Annotated in this window: 24 protein-coding genes; 5 read left to right on the top strand and 19 right to left on the bottom strand. The window is 43.0% G+C overall.

Features of this window, described 5'->3' with window-relative positions; all coding sequences use genetic code 11:
- The first annotated feature begins 111 nt into the window (after nt 1-111).
- Nucleotides 112-810: a LexA family protein gene (locus KNO90_RS08035; protein WP_215113401.1), complete on the top strand. Its 699-nt coding sequence runs from the start codon at nt 112-114 to the stop codon at nt 808-810.
- Between the two features lie 232 nt (nt 811-1,042).
- Here the strand turns inward: KNO90_RS08035 and KNO90_RS08030 are convergent, their stop codons facing one another.
- The 8 genes from KNO90_RS08030 to KNO90_RS07995 form a co-directional block, all read right to left on the bottom strand.
- Nucleotides 1,043-1,276 (bottom strand): hypothetical protein, encoded by a 234-nt coding sequence (locus KNO90_RS08030; RefSeq protein WP_251127406.1) that lies wholly within the window; start codon nt 1,274-1,276, stop codon nt 1,043-1,045.
- 684 nt (nt 1,277-1,960) lie between these two features.
- On the bottom strand, nt 1,961-2,149 hold the full coding sequence (locus tag KNO90_RS08025) for a hypothetical protein (RefSeq protein WP_215113400.1): 189 nt from the start codon (nt 2,147-2,149) through the stop codon (nt 1,961-1,963).
- A gap of 37 nt (nt 2,150-2,186) precedes the next feature.
- Nucleotides 2,187-2,885, bottom strand: a complete 699-nt coding sequence (locus KNO90_RS08020) for a hypothetical protein (protein WP_215113399.1) — start codon at nt 2,883-2,885, stop codon at nt 2,187-2,189.
- A 214-nt stretch (nt 2,886-3,099) separates the two neighbouring features.
- Nucleotides 3,100-3,294 (bottom strand): hypothetical protein, encoded by a 195-nt coding sequence (locus KNO90_RS08015; protein ID WP_215113398.1) that lies wholly within the window; start codon nt 3,292-3,294, stop codon nt 3,100-3,102.
- 208 nt (nt 3,295-3,502) lie between these two features.
- Nucleotides 3,503-4,132, bottom strand: a complete 630-nt coding sequence (locus tag KNO90_RS08010) for a hypothetical protein (protein ID WP_215113397.1) — start codon at nt 4,130-4,132, stop codon at nt 3,503-3,505.
- A complete protein-coding gene (locus KNO90_RS08005; RefSeq protein WP_215113396.1) occupies nt 4,133-4,666 on the bottom strand; it encodes a hypothetical protein in 534 nt (177 codons plus the stop codon). It abuts the gene before it with no gap.
- 90 nt (nt 4,667-4,756) lie between these two features.
- Entirely contained in the window at nt 4,757-5,560 is an 804-nt protein-coding gene (locus KNO90_RS08000; protein ID WP_215113395.1) for a restriction endonuclease, read from the bottom strand.
- 309 nt (nt 5,561-5,869) lie between these two features.
- A complete protein-coding gene (locus KNO90_RS07995) occupies nt 5,870-7,114 on the bottom strand; it encodes a hypothetical protein (RefSeq protein WP_215113394.1) in 1,245 nt (414 codons plus the stop codon).
- 191 nt (nt 7,115-7,305) lie between these two features.
- Here KNO90_RS07995 and KNO90_RS07990 point away from each other — a divergent pair, with 191 nt between their 5' ends.
- Entirely contained in the window at nt 7,306-8,730 is a 1,425-nt protein-coding gene (locus KNO90_RS07990) for a recombinase family protein (protein WP_215113393.1), read from the top strand.
- A 9-nt stretch (nt 8,731-8,739) separates the two neighbouring features.
- On the opposite strand, the gene KNO90_RS07985 is transcribed toward KNO90_RS07990, so the two are convergent.
- The 11 genes from KNO90_RS07985 to KNO90_RS07935 form a co-directional block, all read right to left on the bottom strand.
- A complete protein-coding gene (locus KNO90_RS07985) occupies nt 8,740-9,078 on the bottom strand; it encodes a helix-hairpin-helix domain-containing protein (protein ID WP_251127405.1) in 339 nt (112 codons plus the stop codon).
- Nucleotides 9,079-9,098: 20 nt separating this feature from the next.
- Nucleotides 9,099-9,683 (bottom strand): Maf family protein, encoded by a 585-nt coding sequence (locus KNO90_RS07980; protein ID WP_215113392.1) that lies wholly within the window; start codon nt 9,681-9,683, stop codon nt 9,099-9,101.
- Nucleotides 9,684-9,823: 140 nt separating this feature from the next.
- Nucleotides 9,824-10,531 (bottom strand): hypothetical protein, encoded by a 708-nt coding sequence (locus KNO90_RS07975; RefSeq protein ID WP_215113391.1) that lies wholly within the window; start codon nt 10,529-10,531, stop codon nt 9,824-9,826.
- Entirely contained in the window at nt 10,528-12,096 is a 1,569-nt protein-coding gene (pilM, locus tag KNO90_RS07970; RefSeq protein WP_215113390.1) for a pilus assembly protein PilM, read from the bottom strand. The genes KNO90_RS07975 and pilM overlap by 4 nt, the downstream gene beginning before the upstream one ends.
- A gap of 12 nt (nt 12,097-12,108) precedes the next feature.
- Nucleotides 12,109-12,861: a prepilin peptidase gene (locus tag KNO90_RS07965; protein WP_214779063.1), complete on the bottom strand. Its 753-nt coding sequence runs from the start codon at nt 12,859-12,861 to the stop codon at nt 12,109-12,111.
- A gap of 83 nt (nt 12,862-12,944) precedes the next feature.
- On the bottom strand, nt 12,945-13,433 hold the full coding sequence (locus tag KNO90_RS07960; protein ID WP_084155992.1) for a prepilin-type N-terminal cleavage/methylation domain-containing protein: 489 nt from the start codon (nt 13,431-13,433) through the stop codon (nt 12,945-12,947).
- Between the two features lie 142 nt (nt 13,434-13,575).
- Complete coding sequence (locus tag KNO90_RS07955) at nt 13,576-14,793, bottom strand: type II secretion system F family protein (protein ID WP_215113389.1); 1,218 nt, start codon at nt 14,791-14,793, stop codon at nt 13,576-13,578.
- A gap of 6 nt (nt 14,794-14,799) precedes the next feature.
- A complete protein-coding gene (locus KNO90_RS07950; RefSeq protein ID WP_214742351.1) occupies nt 14,800-15,837 on the bottom strand; it encodes a type IV pilus twitching motility protein PilT in 1,038 nt (345 codons plus the stop codon).
- Entirely contained in the window at nt 15,830-17,500 is a 1,671-nt protein-coding gene (locus KNO90_RS07945; RefSeq protein WP_215113388.1) for a GspE/PulE family protein, read from the bottom strand. The genes KNO90_RS07950 and KNO90_RS07945 overlap by 8 nt, the downstream gene beginning before the upstream one ends.
- A 1-nt stretch (nt 17,501) precedes the next feature.
- The gene (locus tag KNO90_RS07940; RefSeq protein ID WP_214739675.1) at nt 17,502-17,792 is read right to left on the bottom strand and encodes a hypothetical protein; all 291 of its coding nucleotides are present in this window, start codon (nt 17,790-17,792) and stop codon (nt 17,502-17,504) included.
- A complete protein-coding gene (locus KNO90_RS07935) occupies nt 17,789-19,003 on the bottom strand; it encodes a G5 domain-containing protein (RefSeq protein WP_214739673.1) in 1,215 nt (404 codons plus the stop codon). Before KNO90_RS07935 ends, KNO90_RS07940 begins: the two co-directional genes overlap by 4 nt.
- Nucleotides 19,004-19,161: 158 nt before the next feature.
- Between KNO90_RS07935 and KNO90_RS07930 the strand changes: the two genes are divergently transcribed.
- Genes KNO90_RS07930 through KNO90_RS07920 form a run of 3 tightly spaced genes read left to right on the top strand, consistent with a single transcriptional unit; the run spans nt 19,162 to nt 21,795 of the window.
- A complete protein-coding gene (locus KNO90_RS07930) occupies nt 19,162-19,617 on the top strand; it encodes a type IV pilus modification PilV family protein (RefSeq protein ID WP_214739671.1) in 456 nt (151 codons plus the stop codon).
- Nucleotides 19,565-20,128: a prepilin-type N-terminal cleavage/methylation domain-containing protein gene (locus KNO90_RS07925; RefSeq protein ID WP_251127404.1), complete on the top strand. Its 564-nt coding sequence runs from the start codon at nt 19,565-19,567 to the stop codon at nt 20,126-20,128. The genes KNO90_RS07930 and KNO90_RS07925 overlap by 53 nt, the downstream gene beginning before the upstream one ends.
- A gap of 17 nt (nt 20,129-20,145) precedes the next feature.
- Nucleotides 20,146-21,795: a hypothetical protein gene (locus KNO90_RS07920; protein WP_215113387.1), complete on the top strand. Its 1,650-nt coding sequence runs from the start codon at nt 20,146-20,148 to the stop codon at nt 21,793-21,795.
- Nucleotides 21,796-21,818 lie beyond the last annotated feature (23 nt).

Genomic DNA, 21,818 nt, shown 5'->3' with positions numbered 1-21,818 from the left:
TTTAAAAGATAATAACAACTATTTTTTATTACTCTTTTACCTTTTTGAGAAAATACCGTTTCTTTTTTCACCTTTTTTGTTTATAGTCAATTTTATAAGGAGGTGGAAGGAATGAGTGAGAATTTGAAAGCAATATTTGCCGACAACTTAAAATTCTATCTAAGTAAAAAAAGACTTCGAACTAGTGATTTAGCAAAGGAATTAAACATTCCTTATATGACAATTGCAAATTGGGTAAACGCAAAAACTTATCCAAGACCAGACAAAATTCAATTAATGGCTGATTTTTTTGGAATTCCTAGATCATATTTAACGGAAAAAAGGGAAGCGATCATTAGAGAAGATGAAAGTGAATACTCGACTCTCCCACCCGAAGCCATTACCCGAATCACTGCATCGAATTATAAAATCCCGGTGTACGGTAGCATATCGGCCGGCATCCCTCTCGAAGCAATTGAGAACCTAACAGAAACCTCTGTTCCTGATCATGTCATTCTTAAATACGGTGAAGAGAATTTATTTGGATTATTGGTCAGAGGCGATTCTATGAATAAAATCGTACATGATGGTCATTACGCTATTCTATGTAAAACAGATCAGGTTGATTCTGGAGAAGTGGCTGCGGTTATTGTGAATGGGTACGACGCGACTTTGAAGCGCATTATCTTGTTGGACCGTGGAATATTATTAGAACCTTCTAGCTTCAATCCTGATCATGCTCCTAAAATGTATCTTGATCAAGAAGCTAAGGATATAAAAGTAATCGGAAGATTGGTGGCCGTTATGTCGCCGCCAGATTTTAAATTTTAAATATTTTATAAATAATAACGAATTACAAAAGTATTTTTTATCCCATGTACGAGACATAAATGCTTTTTGATTTCGTTACGCTTAATCTCTCTAAAGCGAAAGTACTGGAATGAAGGCTCCTTTTGGTGCCTTTTTTGTTTTCGACAAATTGTAATACACCATTGTCGAATTATTGTTTTTACAACTCATTAAATGACAAAAGACCCGCGATCTCTAGAATCGCAGGTCTTCTTTACTTCACATCTTTTTCTTTAGAGAACACTAACTTCACACCGATAATTATTAAAGCCCCTAGCAAAATAAAAAATGGAATCGGGAGACCTGCTCCCCAATCTACCGTCCCATTATTAGTCGCAATATAAGCCCCAGTTTGTGCAATTGTATCAGAAAGACTTTCCAGTTGGATAAGCAACATTCCGAACAATACTGTTTGAACGATAATTGCGATTCCTATAAGCTTCTTCAAAAAAATTCCCCTAGTCGCTTAAGTATTAAGAAACTAAATTACGATTTTATCTTTGGCACTATTGAATAGATGTATATGTAAAAGGTAATTAGTTTCCATTTTCTATTCTAGCAAATGATTTGAATAATTTCATTGAAGATTATCTGAATTGGATATTTCAATGTACCATTTTTTATAATAAGCAAACTCAGATACAGAGTATAAAAAAGATTGCACATTTCTACACATTCTTTGTGGAATATATTAATACCCCTATATTATAATAAGTAAACATCAAACCTTTACTAAAGGAGGATCGTGACGTATGAATGGAATTGCTAAATGTCCCACCAAGAAATTTTCTGAAAACCTCGCTGTACCATTCAATCAGCTGTTTTCAGAAGATTTTTTGACGACTTTTTCATCTACCTACTCTTTCGAGACATGGCTCAAAGAAGGAAACATATCGAAGGAATTTCTACATAACTCCGAGGCCTTCAAATGCATTAAATTGAACGATTACGTGTCTAGCTCAACTACATTCAGTAATTGGTCTGAAATGCTAAATACGTCTATTAAGCAGTGGGTTTCTAACCAAATGATTGAATCTGAAGATTCCGTTAACGTATCAGACTGATCGAACATCTGCTTAACTCTTCATATTAAAAAGAAACTCATCAAATGTTTGATGAGTTTCTTTTTAATTTAACTGTTGGCATGATTAGTTTTTTTTCCAGTACCATAAAGAACCATTGACACACTAATAATCACGCAAATCAATCCTCCAAGTCCTGTTGTAATAATTGAAAGCTGATCATCAAAGAACATTTTACTAATTGTTAAGAAGATTAAAAACAACCATCCTATAACGTTTATCTTTAATTTTTTAGACAATGGGAGTCCCCCTTCTATACTTGAACGAAAGTTATTGTTAGTATCTCACTAATGTAATATATGCAGCAGGATAATTTGATTTCGTATTTGGCTTAACTGTCAATTTAACTCCAGTAATTGATTTTTTAAGAATCAGAATAGCCGAATCTTTCCACCATGCAGTTTGGCGATTAGCTAAGTCACCAGCTGACCATAGAGTGGCTGTAGCCCCCAGCGTTATAAAGTTCGGTATTCTTTGAATAACTTTAATAGCAGCAAGAACACTAGGACTCTTAGCAATTAGATAATCAGTCCCTGGGTTAGAAAGTACTCTTGGCCAATCTCTTGAATTATCAAATTTATTAATGATTTTAATGATATCGTTTCTAGTCATATATCTAACATAGCCCTTAGTAGTACCACCATCAGGTGGTTGAACCACGGCCATTGGGGAAATGCTAGACCTTGATAAAGAGGCAGCTAATTTTGTAGGAGCAGTTAGATCCTCTTCTGATCCCACACTTTTTTTAATTTCTGAATTTCTAAATGCAGGGTCTTCAAGTTTAGCCTGATACTCCACTACGTGTTCTTTCGGAACTTCAGACATGATTACTTTCGTCTCGTCCGAATATAGTACAACTTGAACTGTTTCCTTCAGTGTTCCTTCTAAATCAGATTCTGCAGATGCTTTTTGAAACGGAATTAATGATCCCGTCACCAGCATCATAGCACAAAAAATCCCGATTAACTTCTTCATTTCATTTCCTCCTGTACTACTGTTTTAATTACCAACAAAAAGGTAACTTATGTTTAAATAATATTCCAATTTACTATTATTTTCAACTTAGGAATTATTTTTACAAGGTTTAATCTACATCACTATAGTTTTTCCTTAACGGATATTTATTTATTGCTATTAGTGCAAACAAAAACCACCTAGAGCAGGTGGTTTTTTCGTTGAGAAGATTAATTCAACTGTCGACTTTACGATCTTTGTGTTTATCATTAATTCCATAAAAAACTAAAGACAAACCAATAATCATGCAAATTAGACCGCCAAGTCCCGTTGTTATTATTGAAGACTGTTCAGGATAAAATTCTTTACTGAGAGTCAGGAGTATAAAAAATATCCATCCTACAAGATTAATCTTATATTTTTTTGACAACTATACTCCTCCTCGCAACGTATCATTTTTTACTTTTTTAAATGATTAACACATTATAAGCAGTAAACGTTCCTATATAAAAACCTGAGCCCGATGGAGACTCGGACTCAGGTACTAAAGATCGTCTTACCGTACTATTCAACTGTTCCAATTTTGATTCAGTTCATATTGAGATAGCTCTTTGAAAAAAACTTGTTCACCTGTATTTTCAATTAATAAAACGCTCTGCGAACAGAATTACAATTGGAACAACAATCGCAATGTAAACTGCCCATTTTGTATGCTTTAAGCTAGAAGCATTTCGAATTTCTTCAGATATAACGACTTTTACGTCATTCTCGGTCAAAGATTTATCTTTAATTTCATTGAGTTTATTCATAGTTGATGCTTGAGATTCATGCAATTTATTATTAATTTGAGATTCCATGTCTTTAATGGCGCCTAATACCTGGTTTATCGAAATATCAATTTTAGATTCGAGTCGTTCTTCAATGCCTTTTAATTTTAAATCTGTTACTTCTTTATGCTTGTCAAATTCGTATTCTAATCGATCTATACGCTTATCTACCATGTTTTGATCACTTCCTTCTCTAAAAGGATGATAGATTTCATTTGGCTTATCCTGTTCAATTTCCGTGGTCGAATTAAACCACCGAGAATTTAATAAAAGACTATGTAAATTTATTGTACCATTTGTTGTTACTGAAGCAAATTCTGACTCACCAGAAAAGAGTTCTTCACTTTCTTTCACTTCAATTACTTGTTCTTGATTATCCAAATAACCCGCTTCACTTTGCCAATTTCCAATGTAATAAAGATTGTTTTTCTTCACACCCATTTAATCTTCCTCCACAATCACTAACATCCTAGCTGCGATTGTGCTAAATATTAGACTTTTTTCAATAGGTTTTTCATTTTTATTTAGTTTTTCATTAACCATATTAATTAGTTCTTCGTCGTTGAAAATAGCTTCTACTCTCAATGTAAGTTTAGTATTTTCTTCGAAATTTAAATCGGCTATTTCTGCCATCATCTCAAATCCTCTACCAATTTTAGAAATATTTTCTTCAGGGATTGAAGAAGCAAAAATACGTCTTAATGTAGGATCTTTAGCGTTTGAGGTAGACAGGCTGAACTTGATATCATCTGCTGATTTCAAAAGTTCTCCGGTTACACCTACAGAAAAAGTCAGTTTAAAATTTTTATTAGCATGCTGAATCGTTTTTGCTTGAGGTACAATATAACTAACTTCTTTTTCGTCATTTTTCATTTCTATAATTGGCAAAGTTGAAAACATACCATGCATGACTTCGAATTTAGAAACTCCATATTTCTTTTCCAATGCTTCTTTTATGATTTGCGGTCTACTCATTTTCTTTTCCCCTTTAATACAAACTAAAATGTTTCTAGTATACACGGATTTTGAAATCACTGAACAAACCATTCAGTATATAATTATTGGTCATTCCAAAGAAATGATTTTATCATTATCAAACTGCAAATCACCATATCGATTTTTTAAATTATCTAATGCTATTTCAAATGCATGTTCATCAATAATCTTATTTTCTTTAAGTTGAATTAATGAGTGAAATAACCTCACAGGATATGGTTCTGTTAAATCATCAGTATGATAATCCGTAACATCGTCATCTATCTCATCTACCAATGAATAATACTTTTTCTTTAACATTGAGTAAAAATTATTTTCTTTCAATGATTCTAATTCATCAATTGTAAATCCTAGAATAATCCGCTCATTGTTGTATGCAATTGCTAACTTCCGCCTTTTACCTTCTGCATGCACCCAAGGATTTTTATTTCTCCCCCTGCTAAAAGTCTTTGACGCAGTAAAAAGACCCATTTTTGCCTTTTTAGACCGTAGTAGTTCAACTAAGTCTGCAACTTCTCTTACACTAACAGCTTTTTTATGATTTTTTGACTCTCCTATCATACGAGTTCCTATACATTCAGAAACAAAATCTGGTGATATCCCATCAATAAATCGGATTACGTGATCGATTTGATTATCACCTTTCCTCAAATTTTCTTCAACAAACGCTATTTGAAATCTGTTATAGACGTATGTCATTAAATTCTCCAAAGCATCACCTTTTTGCTTTTTACTACCCTTTTCTAAGGTTATTCTGACCTCATCAATTAGTTCTTGATAATAATCATGTTCTTCTTCTGTTATCGGAGTCCAAAATTCATTATCTTTTTTTCTGGCTATGATTTCTTTAGCAGAAACTGAATCATACCTCATACTTTATACCTTAAAGAAGTTTGATTAGGTTCTATTTTATCTACCTTTACGAAAATTGCTCTTATGTCTTGTGTATCTAAATGTGCATTACAATAAGAACATAAGAACTTTTGAGAACTAATAAAGTCTCTTACCTTTTTCATACTTTTGAATTCAAAAGTATGAATTAAATCAGGATCTTCATTTGTACAATAAACTATATACCTAATTTCTATAAATAGTTCTTCAGATAATGCGTAAAGGAAATCAATCAAATCGTTGTAACGTATACGTGTAACACGAGAAAGGTATCTTGGAGAAACCGTAGTTTCATGCCTTAGCATCGTCAATTCGTCGCTCAAAATCATCAGATTCTCCGTAGGAATAGATAGATTCAATTTCATGTTTATATTCATTAAGCTTTCGTAAAACATCATCTATTACCTCCTTTTCAGTACCTGAAGTTGTATATTTTTTAAGCGAAAAATATTTTTCTGATTTCTTTACGATATAAGGAAACTGTTTATCTTCAACAAAATGTACAATTCCAATGTTAAAAAGTTCAGCATGTTCGGACATCTTTTGAATAATATCTTTTGATTCAGCATAACTAAATGTTTTCCCTCTAGAATTTGCCTTATATTGCGTCGCTCCTCTATCTGATTGTTGAAGGAATACATGAAACTTAATATTTGTCTCAATACGATTATGAATGTCGACTAATTCACTCTCATATATATTCTTTATACCCGATTTAATCCTTAATAAAGAATCTTCTTTTTTAACATCAGCATCAAAAAATGAAACTGTTTCAATTATTTCATCCATACAATTATCTAGAAAACTATTTACCTTTAAATCAATTAAAGGGTTGTTATGAGCAAAATATTCTGAAGAAATTTGAGAAAGAGCTTCGTGTAACCACTCAGGATTTTTATATGTAAACTTTAAAATGTTATCAGTAAAATATTTCATAAAAAGCCATGCCAATTCGTCTAATTCTCTCTTTTTAGGAATTGTACATATCGAATAAAGACCTGATGTAGGATGCAAGTACAGATTGACTGTCTTCATATCAAAGTCTACAACTATATATGCAAGATATATATGTTTTTTAAATTCTAAAGAATTTTGGTTCTTTTTATTATGAATTATTGCTGGTGCAGCAAACGAAAGTAATAATTGCTCTGTACTTGAAATTTTCTTTACGTTCACTAAAGTTATTTCATTCAATGTATTTGGATTTAACTCATAAATAGGTACTACATTCTGTTGATTAGCCTCGTATAATTCATCGATAGTAATGTTACTCAAAAAATCATTCTCTTCAGCTTCATAAATAAAAACTGAATTATTTCCTTCTAGCTCCACATGGCATAACCATTCTATAAAAAAATCGAATGGAATAGCACCAAACATTACCCCATGAAGAATTTCCTTTCTAGATTCCTCTGACTTTCTTTTTTTGCTGATGTTAAATTCAGATTGTAAAATTTTCATCCATGAGTTATCGGCTCTTTTCAAAATATAATCAATGTTTAACAAATATTCATCTGGTAACGAAAAGTATCCCATATCTAAATTACACACTCCTTTTTTCTACCAATCATCCATTAAAAATTACTTCGTTTTAGCTCCTTCATGTTATTTTATCCCATTACAAGGCTTAGGTATATTAACAAATAAAAATTTGTGATTTTTACTATCGGCAAGAACTATTGTTCTTATCTTTTATTTGAATATACTTAAATCAGGAGGCGATCTATATGATTCAAAAGCGAGTAGGACTTTACATAAGAGTTTCTACCGAAGAACAAGCAATTGAAGGCTACTCAATCTCTGGCCAACGCGAGAGACTAAAAGCATTTTGTGTCGCTCAGAGCTGGGAGACAATTAAGTTTTATGTAGACGAAGGTATCTCTGGACGATCTACTGAGAGACCAGCATTAAAGAAAATGATGAAAGATATCGAAGATGGATTAATAGATGTGCTATTGGTTTATCGACTGGACCGACTTACTCGAAGTGTAAGAGACTTGCACGACATCCTAGACTTTCTTGAAAAACACAATTGTCAGTTCCGATCAGCAACAGAAGTTTATGACACATCGACAGCTATGGGCCGTATGTTCATCACAATCGTAGCAGCCATTGCGGAATGGGAATCAGCAAACTTAGGAGAACGCGTACGACTCGGCCAGATTGAAAAAGCGCGACAAGGTGAATGGTCCGCACCTGCCCCTTATGGATTTAGGAAAAACGATCAAAAACGCCTAGAAGTAAATCCAGACGAGATTGAGGCCGTAAAACTAATGGTACGTAAGGTTAAAGAAGGTTACAGTTTCCGTCAGTTATCCATGTACATGCAGAACACCTCTTATAAGCCACGCAGAGGCTATAAATGGCATATCGCTTCATTACTAGATCTCTTGCATAATCCGGTGCTCTACGGTGCCATGCAATGGAATGATGAAATCTATGAGGGCACCCATGAAGGAATCATGACGAAAGACGAGTTCATACAGCTTCAAAATATCATTCAATCACGAAAGATCCAAAAGAAGCGTGAGACAAACTATAATTTTATTTATCAAACTAAAATTATTTGTCCATCTTGCGGAAACAGACTGAGTTCAGAGTGTTCACGATGGAAAAATAAAAATGGCTTAGAACAAAAAGCGAACCGTTATCGCTGCCAATCCTGTGCTCTGGATGGTCGGACCCCTGTGAGTATTTCTGAATATAAGCTCACGCTTCAACTCATACACCACATGAACACCCTTGTATTCAGTGATAGTGATCACGATGAAATTAAAGCTGAAAAAGAGAATCTTCAGCAAATAGAAAACGAGATGCGCCGGATTGAGAGAGAACGTGAGAAATATCAACGTGCATGGGCCTCAGACTTAATCTCTGACACCGAATTCAAAAATCGAATGGATGACACTAGAAAACGCTACTCGGACTTAGAACGTCAATTAAATGCTTCTCAGGAAGAAACGACTTTCGGAAATATGAACCCTGAGTATATTAAACAACTCTCTAATGAGTTTAATCAAAACTACGAATACCTCACGAATGAGGAGAAGCAAGCGTTTGTCCAACAATTCATCGAATCCATTGAGCTTATTGAAGGTGCTAGCCCGACTGGAAAGAAAGTATACGATGTCAAAATGGTGAGATTTTTTTAGTATTTATGTCTACTTAGAACAGACGAAATGCTCCTGATTCAACAGTCTCAATTCATCCCGCAACAACTCATAGGCGTCTTGCGGCGAACGAATCGTCGGCATACTTACTTTCGGTTCCTCAACGTACCGAATCCCGATCGTGAATGCGGCGAGAAGTTGCTCTGCCTTCTTCTTCGTCATCCCTTCGATTTTGCATAAATCACTGACGGACGCTTGCGACAGCGCCCGTAACGTCGGGTAGACGTCCGAGATACGACGGGCCGTCTTCATCGGGTCAGGTCCCCGTCCTCCGATTTGAAGCAATCTGGCGATGGCGGTCTCTACACTACGGTCAAGAACCATGGTCATTCCTTCACCTACTTTCAAGTTCACAGGAAGCGAGGCGTCACCCCATGCCGGTCGAGTGTCTTGACGAGCGGATGGATCGGTAATCCGACGACATTATAAAAATCCCCTTCGATTCCTTCGACGAAGAGACCACCCGACCCTTGAATCCCATACGCACCCGCCTTATCGTAGGGCTCTGTGGAATCCAGATAATCCGCTAGCCAGGTTTCAGGAATCTCAGTGAACGTCACATGCGTCGTCGTGACGAACAAATCTTGGGTCGTACCGATGATACTCACACCCGTCAGCACTTCATGGGTCGAACCGGATAACCGTTCAAGCATCCGTTTCGCATCCTCACGGTCTGTCGGTTTCTCTAATATGACCCCATTCAAGACGACGACCGTGTCAGCGCCGATGACGATGGCATCACGGTGTTGCCTTGCCACATCCATCGCTTTCTCCCTGGCCAGACGAGCGACATAATCACTCGGTGTCTCCCGACCGTCCGTCCCTTCCGTCACGGTCGATGGGATGACCTCATGCTTGATTCCAGCTTTCGTCAATAGCTCGGTACGTCGTGGTGACATCGAGGCGAGAATGACACGCTTCTGTGTTGAATTCATTGTATCGACTCCTTCTCTTCTTCCAAAACGGCGTTCCTTCCCGTTTCAGTCTTCACTGTTGATTGTAGGCAACGTGCCTCATGAACACAATCACCTGAGACGAAAAACACGTCCCTTCAATTGCGAAGGGACGTGCCGACTCATGGTGTCGTATAGTCGTATACCGGGATATCCTTTTGCTCGAAGGCCGGTTCCGGAATGTAACGGTCCGGGACGAGTTGGTCGAGATCCGGACGATAGAAGGCATCAAGCTCGACTGTAAACTCGAGCGACTGCACTTCTTCGACCGTATTTGGTCCCGTCTCAGCAGGTCCCGTGAATTGAACTGTCCGCAATACGTGAATCCGGTTCATCGATTCGATCGACTCCAAGAACGAGACGAGCGCTTCATACGTCTCTGCTTGAAGATTGACCGTCGAACGAACCGTCGAGGCATTGACGGGTGCGACATCCGTCGGTTCAGCCGGTTCATTCGTTGCGCTCACATCAGCCGGATTGAACGGCTCCACCGTTTCCGGAACTTCTGACTCGGCCAACACACCATCTGCAAATGCGATGCTTGTCACATTGACACCCGCAAGAAGACTTGCCTGTGACAACGCCTCGACGACCGTGTCGAGGGCAGGCGCTGTCGGAACGCGTGTCTGAAGCGTCTGAGAGTCCGCTACATCAACAGCTTTCCCTTCCTGACGTAATAATTCTAATTTTGTCTGTTCAAGTGAGAGGTCACGCTCAAGCGCTTTGACTTCTCCTTGTTTGACGTAATACGTATATCCAAAGTATGCCGGAGCAATGATTGCGGCAAGGAGGCAAATTGCAAATAACGCATAAATTGTCGAACGTTTCATTGACTCACCACCTCCGCATCAGCTTGCTCTTCTTCTGTTACTTCATCTTCGACGTCCTGGAACATGAATGTGAACTCGCCGATGTATCGTGGAAGTGGGTCCTCTTCAAACGAGTTCTCTTCTTCTGAATCCACATCCGCTTTCAACTCCGTCGTCACACCGAGAAGTTTGACGTCAAGGAACCGTTCGTCGGTCATGAGCGAGCGTTGGAAGGCGTTCAAATCTTCTAACGTCTCGAACTGGGTCCGGACGCTCATGATGGAGCCGTCCGCATAGTTATACGTCAAAACGTAACCTGTCGGCGGCAATTGTTCAGTCAATGCGCGCAATGCCGGTACCGCGTCTTTTTCCATATCCGTCAATGCCGTCACGGTTTGGTCGAGCGAGAGCACTTGTTGCGCTTTCGAATTCACTTGTTCCGTTTGATAAATTTGTACGAGCTGTAACTCTTCTTCAATTTGGGACTGTTCTGCTTCAAGTTGACCGACCTCATAGTACAAATATCCGGCCGCCCCACCTCCGAGAAGAAGGGCGACGAGACCTGTCACGATTGGCCAACGGAGCGTCACGTCTGTCGAGTTGATGAAGTTCGTGTCCCGATCGCGTTGAAGCATCGCCATCCCGAGAAGTGGCAACATTTGATGCGATAGCGGTGTTCCGTGAGCGATGGCGAGGGGTTGTTCGACTCGTGTCACAGAAACAATCGATTCGGACTCAATCATACGGACGAGATCATCCACCTCCGGGACAGTACCCGAAACGTATAACTCATCGATGGCTCGACCATCCGTACGCAGTGAATAGCGATAGAAGTCAAGGAACCGGGCGAGTTCGTTCAACCAGTCATCTAACTGATTGGCCTTCATCGCGTCTGTCCCATCATATGTATAGGTGACGACCCCATCCTCTGTTCTAACTTGATATGGGAGGTCCACTTCGATGGAACGAATGAAACGGATTTGCCCTTCTTCTAACACAAGCAATTGATGCGAGAACGGCGTGATATGCCAGAGGAGCGTCGACTGAAGCGGGTCGATGTCTGATAATCGCATGACCCCATTGGCGACCGCGACAGAACGTGGCGTGATCTTCTTCAAGGCGAGACCACGTTTTTTCATATAAGTACGAAGTGACTTCGTCAATTCAATCGAAACGGCATGCAACATGACGTCCGTTTTGACCCCGTCTTCTCCTAACACTTCATAGTCGAACGACACGTCATCGAACGGCAAGATAATGGAGCTCCCGATTTCCATGAAGAGATAGCCGCGAATCTCATCCTTCGGAATCGAAGATGGAATCTCGACTTTTCGTGACAACACTTCGGTCTCGTCCAATGCGACCGCACATGTCATCCCACGACGAACTTTCAACTTGCGACAGAGTTCATCAAACGCGAGCGTAAATGACGTCTCATCGAGAATCTTTCCTTCTCCATATGCATCTTTTGCTAATTGAACCGAGGCGCTTCGCTTGAACACCCCTTGTTTGATGACGGCCCCGTGGATGCTGAGCGCATCAAACGAAAAATACGTGACCGTCCCTTTCTCTATCCCACGACTCATGATCGTTTCCCCCTACATCAACTCAAAATACCAATCAAAAAAGCTTTCACTAAACCAAAACGTCAACATCGTCCCTAGCGCAATCGACGGGACGAACGGTATCGGTTGCTTTCGTCCGATTTTCTTTGTCATCATCAACCCGATCCCGACGATCGCCCCAATCAAGCTCGATAAAAACAAGGCGACGAGCACGTCACGCGGACCGAGCACAAGACCAATCATAGTAAACAATTTGACGTCTCCTGCCCCAAGTCCCCCTTTTGACACGAAAAAGACGGTCGCGAGGAGCGAAAATCCGAGCAACGCCCCTACAAGCGGGTTCCACCAAGATGCTCCTGTGAGATAGGTGAGGAGAAGTAATACCGGTGCCGTGAATTTCAAGATGACATTCGGCACGAGCATCGTCGATAAATCAGACATCGCCAAAGCGAGTAAGGTCGACAAGAAAGCGAACGCGAGTAGCGTCGTCACACTGAATCCGTAAAGTGAAAAGCTGTAGCCATATCCAATGGCTCCAAGTAATTCAAAGATTGGATACGTCGGCGCGATCCGCTCGCCACATCCGTGACATCTGCCTCTTAAGGCGAGATAGCCGAAAATCGGGATGAGTTCCCACGGTGACAATTCGTGACCGCAAGACGGACAGTGTGAGCGTGGTGTCACGATGGATTGTTGACGTGGCACGCGGAGCCCGACGACGTTGGTGAACGACGTGATGACCGCCCCGAGGACGATGCTATATAAGAATCCAATCAATTCAATCAAGGAAGGATCCTCCTTTTGTCAGTATATGCCAAAAACAGAAAACCGGCTAGGCTGAGCGAGTGCCCAGCGCCAGCCGGATTCGTTTACTTTTTAGTAGTAGATTCCAATGTATCTTTAGTAATCATTTTTTCAGGAGTGTCTTCGAAATAATACTCAGTTCCAGCACTGCCTTTAAGAGTTACTGCATAACTCATTTTTCCAGCAGCTTCAGAAATCGTGACTTTAGCAGCTGTATAATCACTATCACCGAATGGATCTTTAAGATCTGAAATATAATCGTATCCTTTACCTTTTGATGCTGGTGTCGTTCCAGCTGCTGGCGTGATAAATGTTAATTCTGAAGCTTCAGGGTTAGATGCAGTATGTAACTTCGCCGCACTGACCATCTGTTTTGCATCGGCTACCATTGCATCTTTCTTCGAGTTCTCGATGATTCCACCAATCGCAACGACTGCGATGGCTGCGATAATCCCTAAAATAACAACGACGACGAGTAACTCGACGAGTGTGAGTCCACGCTCATCTTTTAACTGTTTGGCATCTTGCCAAATCATTTTCAACTTTTCTACCATAATCCATTCTCCCCTTTTGCGTAATGTGCTGTGTGTAAACTAGATAAATTACTTTAGACCCAATATAGAAGTAGAACAATTTTACTATACCTTCAAAATATAGTATTGAAAAGGTATATTTTCAAAACCTTGCATATTCCTCCTACTGATTTTGAATGTCACCATATATTTGGAACATCGGAACGACAATCGAGATGACGATGACACCGACGACACTCGCCAATACGACGATAAGAAGTGGCTCAATAATCGACTTCAATCGGTCGGTTGTTGTCTCGACTTCCGTTTCATAAAACTCAGCGACTTCATTCAACATCGAGTCCAAATCTCCACTCTCTTCCCCGACGGCAATCATTTGCGTCATGAGCGCCGGGAAGTTTGAGTTCCGCATGAGTGGCTCGTGGAGGGGTACCCCCTGCGCCATCATTTCACGCGCTTCGGTCAATCCTTTTCGGATGACGCGGTTCGATACGATTCTTTCCGTAATCTCAATCGCCGTCAAAATTGGGACGGCCGCCTGCAGAAGGACCGCTAAACTTCGAGTTAACAATGCAATCTGAGACTTCATCACAATCGTTCCGAAAATCGGCATTTTTAGTAGCAAACCATCGATGACGAACCGTTCCCGGTCACGCTTCAACATCCAGATGAAGGTGAGAACTCCGAGAATCGCGAGTCCGAGTAACAACCACCAAAAAGCTGCAATGAAATCGGAGACTGCGACGACCATCCGCGTGATCAGTGGAAGCTCCCCCCCTAGTTGACCGAATATGCTCGCAAACGTCGGGACGACGTTCACCATCAAAAAGGCGACCACACCGACGGCAACGATGGAGACGACCAACGGATACGTGAGGGCAGAGATGACTTTCCGCTTCACATCATATTGCTTTTGGAGTTGAAGCCCGATTTGGTCGAGCGCCTCCTCCAAGTTCCCACTCGTTTCACCTGCAAGCGCCATCGAACTGAAGAAGTTCGAAAACACACGCGGATGTTTCTTGATTGCCTCGGAGTAGGCAATTCCTTCTTTCAAATCATCTTCGACCTGACTTAATGCTTTCTTCAATACTTTTGATTCGGTTTGCACACGTAAGATTGAAGTCGCTCGAACGATTGGGACGCCGGCACGGATGAGCGTCGCGAACTGTCGGGTGTACATGATCAAATGTTCGATTTTGACCCGTTCCGGTAACAAGTTGACTTCTTTATTCAGTCCAGTCGATTCGAGTTCAGACAAGTCTGTCACAAGAATCGATTCTTGACGCAGTTTATCTTTCGCCTCCCGAAGTGAGACGGCTGTGATGCGTCCTTTCTTACGTTTACCATTCAGGAGCTTTCCTTCATACTGAAAGATTGCCATCACTCATCACCTCATTTCTTCTGTCGGGACGGCGTTCGGATTGATAATTCCCTGCCGAACGAGTTGTTCAATCGCCGAATCCATCGACTGCATGCCATGCTGGCGACTTGTTTGAATGACGGTCGGCAACTGGAACTCTTTCTCGTTCCGAATCAAGTTGGCGACAGCCGGATTGCCTAACATAATTTCCATGGCGGCGACGCGCCCTTTCGGCACATCAATCCTCGGAAATAGTCGTTGACTCACAACGCCAAGTAGGACGTTGGCGAGTTGCGTCCGAATTTGGTCTTGTTGCTCGGCCGGGAACGCATCGATAATCCGGCTCACCGTCGACATCGCACTCGACGTATGGAGTGTCGCCATGACGAGATGCCCCGTCTCTGCCGCTGTCATCGCCGTCGAAATGGTCTCTAAGTCACGCATCTCCCCAAGCAAAATGACGTCAGGATCCTGTCGTAACGCAGCCCGTAGACCACTTACGAACTTCATGACATCCGAGCCAATTTCTCGTTGGTCGACGATACTTTGATCATGGGAATGCAAATACTCAATCGGATCTTCTAACGTGATGATCCGCTTTCGTTGCGTGCGGTTAATCTCATGAATCATCGCGGCAAGCGTCGTCGATTTTCCTGACCCCGTTGGCCCCGTGACCAAGATGAGACCATGCGGCTTCTCAATCAATCGCTTCAACACCGTCGGGAGATTGAGCTCGTTCAATGTCGGGATTTCCCCGGAAATGGAACGGAATGCGATGGCAATCGTACCTCGTTGATAGTAGGCGTTGACCCGAAAACGGGAAACGCGTGGGACACCGAACGAGAAATCGAGATCCCGATCATGCTCAAGACGTTCGCGCATGTCTTCGGTCATGATTTCTTTTAAAAATCCCTCGAGATGGTGAGGCAATACCTTCTCCTCGCCCATCGTGATGAGGCTTCCATCTACTCGTATAATCGGTGGAGAACCTGCCGTCAAATGAATATCTGAGGCACGTTTCTCGACTGCATTCGTCAAAATGACTTCAATCGATTCATTAATCATAAGCATTCTCCGTAATGACCGTTCGTAATATTTCTTCTGTCGTTGTCAGACCGGCGGCGACTTTTTCTAATCCGTCCGAAAGGAGGAACGTCGCCCCTTGTGACTTGGCATACTCGACCATTTCAGACTCGGTCGCCTGATTCATAATCATCCGACGTAACCCTTCATCAATCGGAATGACCTCATGAATAGCAAGACGTCCGCGATACCCTGTAGCATTACAAGAAGTGCAACCTTTCCCACGCACAATCCGGTCGATGTGAACACCTTCCGCCTCAAATAGGCTACGTTCACTCTTCGAAACCGGTTCGACTTGTCCACAGTCACGACAGACGCGACGAACGAGACGTTGAGCGACGAGTCCAGTCGTCGAGGCGGCGACGAGGAATGGTTCGACACCCATGTCGACGAGACGCGTGATAGAGCTGATGGCTGAATTCGTATGTAGCGTTGACAAGACAAGATGACCCGTGAGTGAGGCACGAATGGCAATCTCAGCCGTCTCCGTGTCCCGGATTTCTCCGACCATAACGATGTTCGGGTCTTGTCGTAAGATTGAGCGGAGTCCTGATGCGAACGTCAAGCCGACTTTCGAGTTGACCTGAACTTGGTTGATGCCGTCAAGTTGATACTCGACCGGGTCTTCCACCGTGATGATATTTTTCGTCTCATCACTTAGCTCCTTCAATGAAGCGTATAGTGTCGAAGACTTCCCTGAACCGGTCGGACCGGTGATCAGGATAATCCCATTCGGGCGTTTCAACATCTCCCGATACGCCTGCTCGTTTCGTTCACCGAATCCGAGTTTCGTCAAATCGGTCAGCCCCTGCGATGAATCGAGGACCCGAATAACGATTTTCTCTCCATACATCGTCGGAAGCGTCGATACCCGAAAATCATAAGCTCGATTGCGTAGTGTATATTTGATTCGTCCATCCTGTGGCAACCGGCTCTCGGTGATGTCGAGGTTACTCATGACTTTGAGACGCGTCAGCATCACACTTTGAATCTTCTTCGGGTAAACGGTTTCTGTGCGCAAATCACCATCAATCCGAAAGCGGACGTGTAGGTGTTTCTCATGCGGATCGAAGTGAATATCCGAAGCGCGTTGGTCGATGGCACTTAAGAACAGCTGGTTCACGAGTCGAATAATCGGTGCATCGTCTCGACTGACAGATTCCTGCCGCTCGATCTCCGGGGCATCCTCTTTTAAAATTTCGATGAGCGAGTGATCCATCTCATAATATCGACTGATCGTCTTTCGAATCTGCTCCCTTGTCGCAATCCCGATTTCGATGTTCATTCCCGTCTGCAGACGGACGTCATCGATGGCAATCAAATCGAGTGGGTCGGCTGTCGCCACATGTAACGTATTGCCGTTCAACTCAAACGGCATGATGTCATGTTTTTGCGCCAACGCTTTCGGAACGAGTTTCGTGACCGTCACATTGATATCATAGGAGTACAACTCGATGATCGGCACATGCAACTGTTCATGAATCATTTGAATCAATTGTGTTTCGGTAATATGGTTCAGGCGAATTAACGCGTCTCCGAGTTTCTCGCCCGGACGTTTTTGTTCAAGCGCTTCATCAAGTTGTTCGTTCGTAATGAGTCTCGCTTCAATGAGCATCTCACCTAATCGTCTTTTCGTACGTCTCACGTTACTTCACCATCCTTTGAGGAGCCTCCATTTGCTTGTCCTTGTCAACACGTTCTTCGACGAAGACGCTCGCAACTACCCCTCCAATCAACAATACAACGAGAACAAGCCAAGCCCACCACGTTTGTACGAGCGATTCCTCTACCATCACGTAGATGGCGCCAGATAAGAGTGCCGTCCAAAGACTGATGATGATTTTTGTTTCTCGTTTTTGCATCATCGGAACGGACAAGGCAAACAATGTCAGTGTGGCGAGCACCCAAAAGCCTAGTAAAATCAAATAGCCAATCATCCGACAGCCTCCTCCTCTGTAGGGACTTCTTCTAATACCGGTGGTTCGGATTCGAACGGACTATCGTTCGAGTCATTGGTTGACGGTTCCTCTTCCACATCCTCATCCGGGAATGTCGGAATGATCGGTTCGACCGGGTCCGGCGGCGGAAGCGGCACGGAACTCTTCGTCACAATCTCTGGTGTCGGTTCATAAAAGTCAAATCCAAGCAACTCTAACGTTTCACCATTTTCCGTCACCGTGACACGATACAGCTTACCTGACTGTCCATCTTGACCGGATTGCGTGACCGATGAGCTGCCAGATGGGAGCGATGAGGAGAATCGGACGACTTTTTGATGAGGCACCGTTTTCACTTCTTCCACTCTTGCTTCAAAAGCGGCTTCAAACGGTTGCCCGAGTAACTGAACGGTCACTGAATCCCCTTCATTCAAGACGAGAATCGCATAAGAGGAATCCTCACGGTTTTGAACAGCAAAATTCGACCGCTCATCGATTTTTGTGTCATATCCTAACTCCACACCGGGTGGGAGCGTCTCATGTGGCACCCGTTCGAGAATAGCAAACGGTGTCGCCGCAAACAGGCGATAGAACGAAGAACCGAGCGTCGTGAGCGCCTCGTAGTCTTCCCCGAACGCTTTAAGACTGAAGATGTCGCCCGCAGCCATCTCAAAACCGTTCATTCGATCAAGTGCTAATTGCATGGCCGGTGTCGGGCTAACGGTGAATGAAGCGACGACCTCGCTTTCCGCCGCGACTTGCTCTAGCGTCACGTTCGATTCAAGGTTTGACGCCGCATCCATCAACGCGGGTGCAATCATCGTCAACGTCACAGGCTGCCCTTCAAGATAAGGCTCGACTTTCGACTCGTCTATCGTTGTCAGAAGAGGATATGCGCCCGCATCCTTGATCGACTCAAGCGTATTCGAGACATCGAACGTCACGACCTCTTTGCCGATTTCCATGACCGTTCCATCCATCAAATTGATTGTAAAGGGGATTGTATTAAAATCTTTAATCGCATTGTCAAGACGAACGTTCGCTTCTTCCTTCGTCATCCCTGACACGTCGATACCTGCGACCGTCGTATCTGTATATGTAGCACTCGACTCAGCGGACGCGTCTAAATAATTGACGAGACCGATTGTCGGTAATGTCACGAGTACGACGAGTCCAATCAAAATGAAAAGATGCATCCCATACCGCTTCATGTAAAATTCCCCCCGTGTATAATCCGACTTCTATTCTATGTATCCGTTTAGTGTGTAACTTTAGTATAATATGTATTGTACAAAAAATAACATTTAATTCAGTATTTCATACGTTATTTACCGATTGTTTTACTTTTTTTGAATAGGAGGTCAATGTCTTGTCGCATTCTGAAAAAGGGTTCACGCTCGTTGAAGTACTCGTCTCGATCGTTGTTCTTTCCATTGTCTCATTTTCTCTACTTACCATTTTCAGTCAGAGCTTGAAGACGACCCACGACAGTCTCAATCAGACGATTGCAAACCAAGTGGCACAAAACACGCTACATACATTAAATCGACGAGCCGCCTCCGTCGAAAAACCGCTGGAATTACGGCAATTGTTAAATCGGGACGGAATCAGCCCGACATGCGACTTTTGCGAAGATACCCGAATTCATGGGGACATGTATATCGCAACCATTCAATCGCTGTCCACCTTACCTGGGCATACCATTGAAGTTGAAATCTCGGTGACGACCGACCGTTTGCAAACCCCCGTCACCTTGAAAGGAGTCATATCGAATGCGACATTGCGCGAACCGTTCCCTGAAACGGCTGTCCCGACAACTGACTGAGATGAAGAAACGAGAAGATGGGTTCACGCTCGTCGAGTTGCTCGTCACGGTCGTCGTCGCTTCGATTTTAAGCGGCGTCATCATTACAGCCTTCATCACAGGAACACTCGGATTCCAGATGACGAATGAGACGAGTGAACTTCGAAGCGAGGCCGACTATTTAATTGCTTCCGTGCTCTCTGACGTGAACCGTACCGAATTCGATGCCGTGACGGAAGTGGACGGCACGTTTCAATTTTATCGGTTGTCCACGCCTGCCATCTCGGATGCCGGCATGATTTACCGAGAAGCGGGTTACGTTCCGGCGGAGTTAGTTCTCTCATCCGATTCGTTCATTCCGTCGAACCCACAGATCACGGTCGAGCGAATGACCATTGAAGTCAAAGATCCCGTGTATGACCCTAGACGTCCTGGTTATATGACAGGAGGTTTGATTGAAATCGAGATGGATCTAGCTCAAACAAACGCCTCTGATTCTGTCACTACATTTGAAAGTTCCATTCCATTTTAACGAAAGGAGGCACCTTGATGCGAAAACGTGAAGAGGGATATGTCCTCGTACTCGTGCTCGTGACGATGGCGGCGCTCGCCGTTCTGTCACTCGCGGCCATGCAAGTCAACTTGGCGACGAATAAACTGACGGTCATCCGAACAGAAGATACTCAACTGAATGAAGATGCGAAAAGTGCACTTCGTCTGATCGCTGACCAAGTTCGCACTGAGTTTCCCCTCCATGGCAAAACAGAAGTTCCGGCGCATATGGAGTCAGAAGCAGCATTTCAAACCGCAGTACAATCCCTACTTGTCAGTGACGAACCATTTACGGATTTGACGACAGACAGTGAGGTCCGCTACTCCATCGACTTGAAGAAAGATCCGCTGGATACCACGATTCAAACGGCACCGTTCACGACGATTCTCCAAGTGAACGTCACGGCGTCCCGACAAGTGAACCCGGAACAACCGGAGCTCACCGTTGAATACACGCAAGATTTGTACTTGACGGCTCTCCCGTCCTTCCTATACTACGTCCTCGGGTCCGATCAACAATTGAATGTGAACGGTATGCCGACAATTCAGGGAAATATTTATTCAGGTGGCCCTCTCGCTTTCAAACGCGAAGCTAACTTCCAGCTTGATGGTCAAGCCAAAACCATTGCGAACTTGAACTCCAGTTGGTTACATCTCGATGGGCGAATCGATTTATCAGAAGTTGCAACGTGTACCACTTGTCAGCAAGAAAATTACTTTACAGTTGGTACAGAGCGTGCTGGTGAAAAAGCGGATGTCGGGGTGTCTCCGAGTAGCTTCTCGCCGTTCCAATATGACTATTCCATCATCGAGTTCTTGAATCGTCGTCTTGACACACCACTCGCCTACACCAACAATGTCGACTCAAAAATCTTTGAAGAAGGATTAATTCCTTCCAGCGATCAAGTATTCGAGCTCGAGCGAGTCCTATCGGAAGACGGATCCTCCATTGTCGAACGCCCAACCTCCTATCTTCGGGCGGATGCTTATAACGCACTCACCGACCCGACCATCTTGACGTTACCGGATACCATTTCCGATCGTGCTATGTACGTCACCGAGTCGATTACCGAATCAACGTCTCCACTCCTGTTTGACGGAGATGTCGTCATTGAATCGCTCGATAAACTGATGATCTCGCGACCGTTGATTGTACGTGGCGACTTGACGATTAAAGGGAACGTATCCTTCAGTTCAACGGTCTACACGTTAGGCGATACGTTCATCGATCGTGCGAATATCCTTCCGATTGATGCAGACAAAGGGAACTCGCTCATCCTCTTATCCAAAGGAAAGATCCTGTTGAACCGAATCAACGAGTTTGACGATACGCCGACGACGCTCCAGGCATTCATGTATAGTGACTCGAACGAACCGACCTATGTGTATGCGGTCGGCTCTATCCTCGAAGTCAATGGGGGGCTCTACAGTAAGGGACCACTCGAAGTGAATGTCTTCAGAGGGGAATTTACTGGGGGCAACGGCTTGAGCCCAGCTGAAAACTTTGACCGTCAAGTTCCAGCTCACGATGCCGAAAAGTCTCGATTGAAACTGACGTATAACGATTCCGTGTTCAATCAATTGGAAACACTCCCTGTCACGAATCAACTGCAATTCTTCGTCAGTCATCCCGTTCAATTGAAATGAATTCAAAAAATCGGCTTCCTCTC

Source organism: Exiguobacterium sp. s63 (assembly GCF_018617335.1).
In the GTDB taxonomy this organism is placed as follows: domain Bacteria; phylum Bacillota; class Bacilli; order Exiguobacteriales; family Exiguobacteriaceae; genus Exiguobacterium.
Note: the sequence above shows the minus strand (reverse complement) of the source record. Positions and strands in the feature narration are given on the sequence as shown.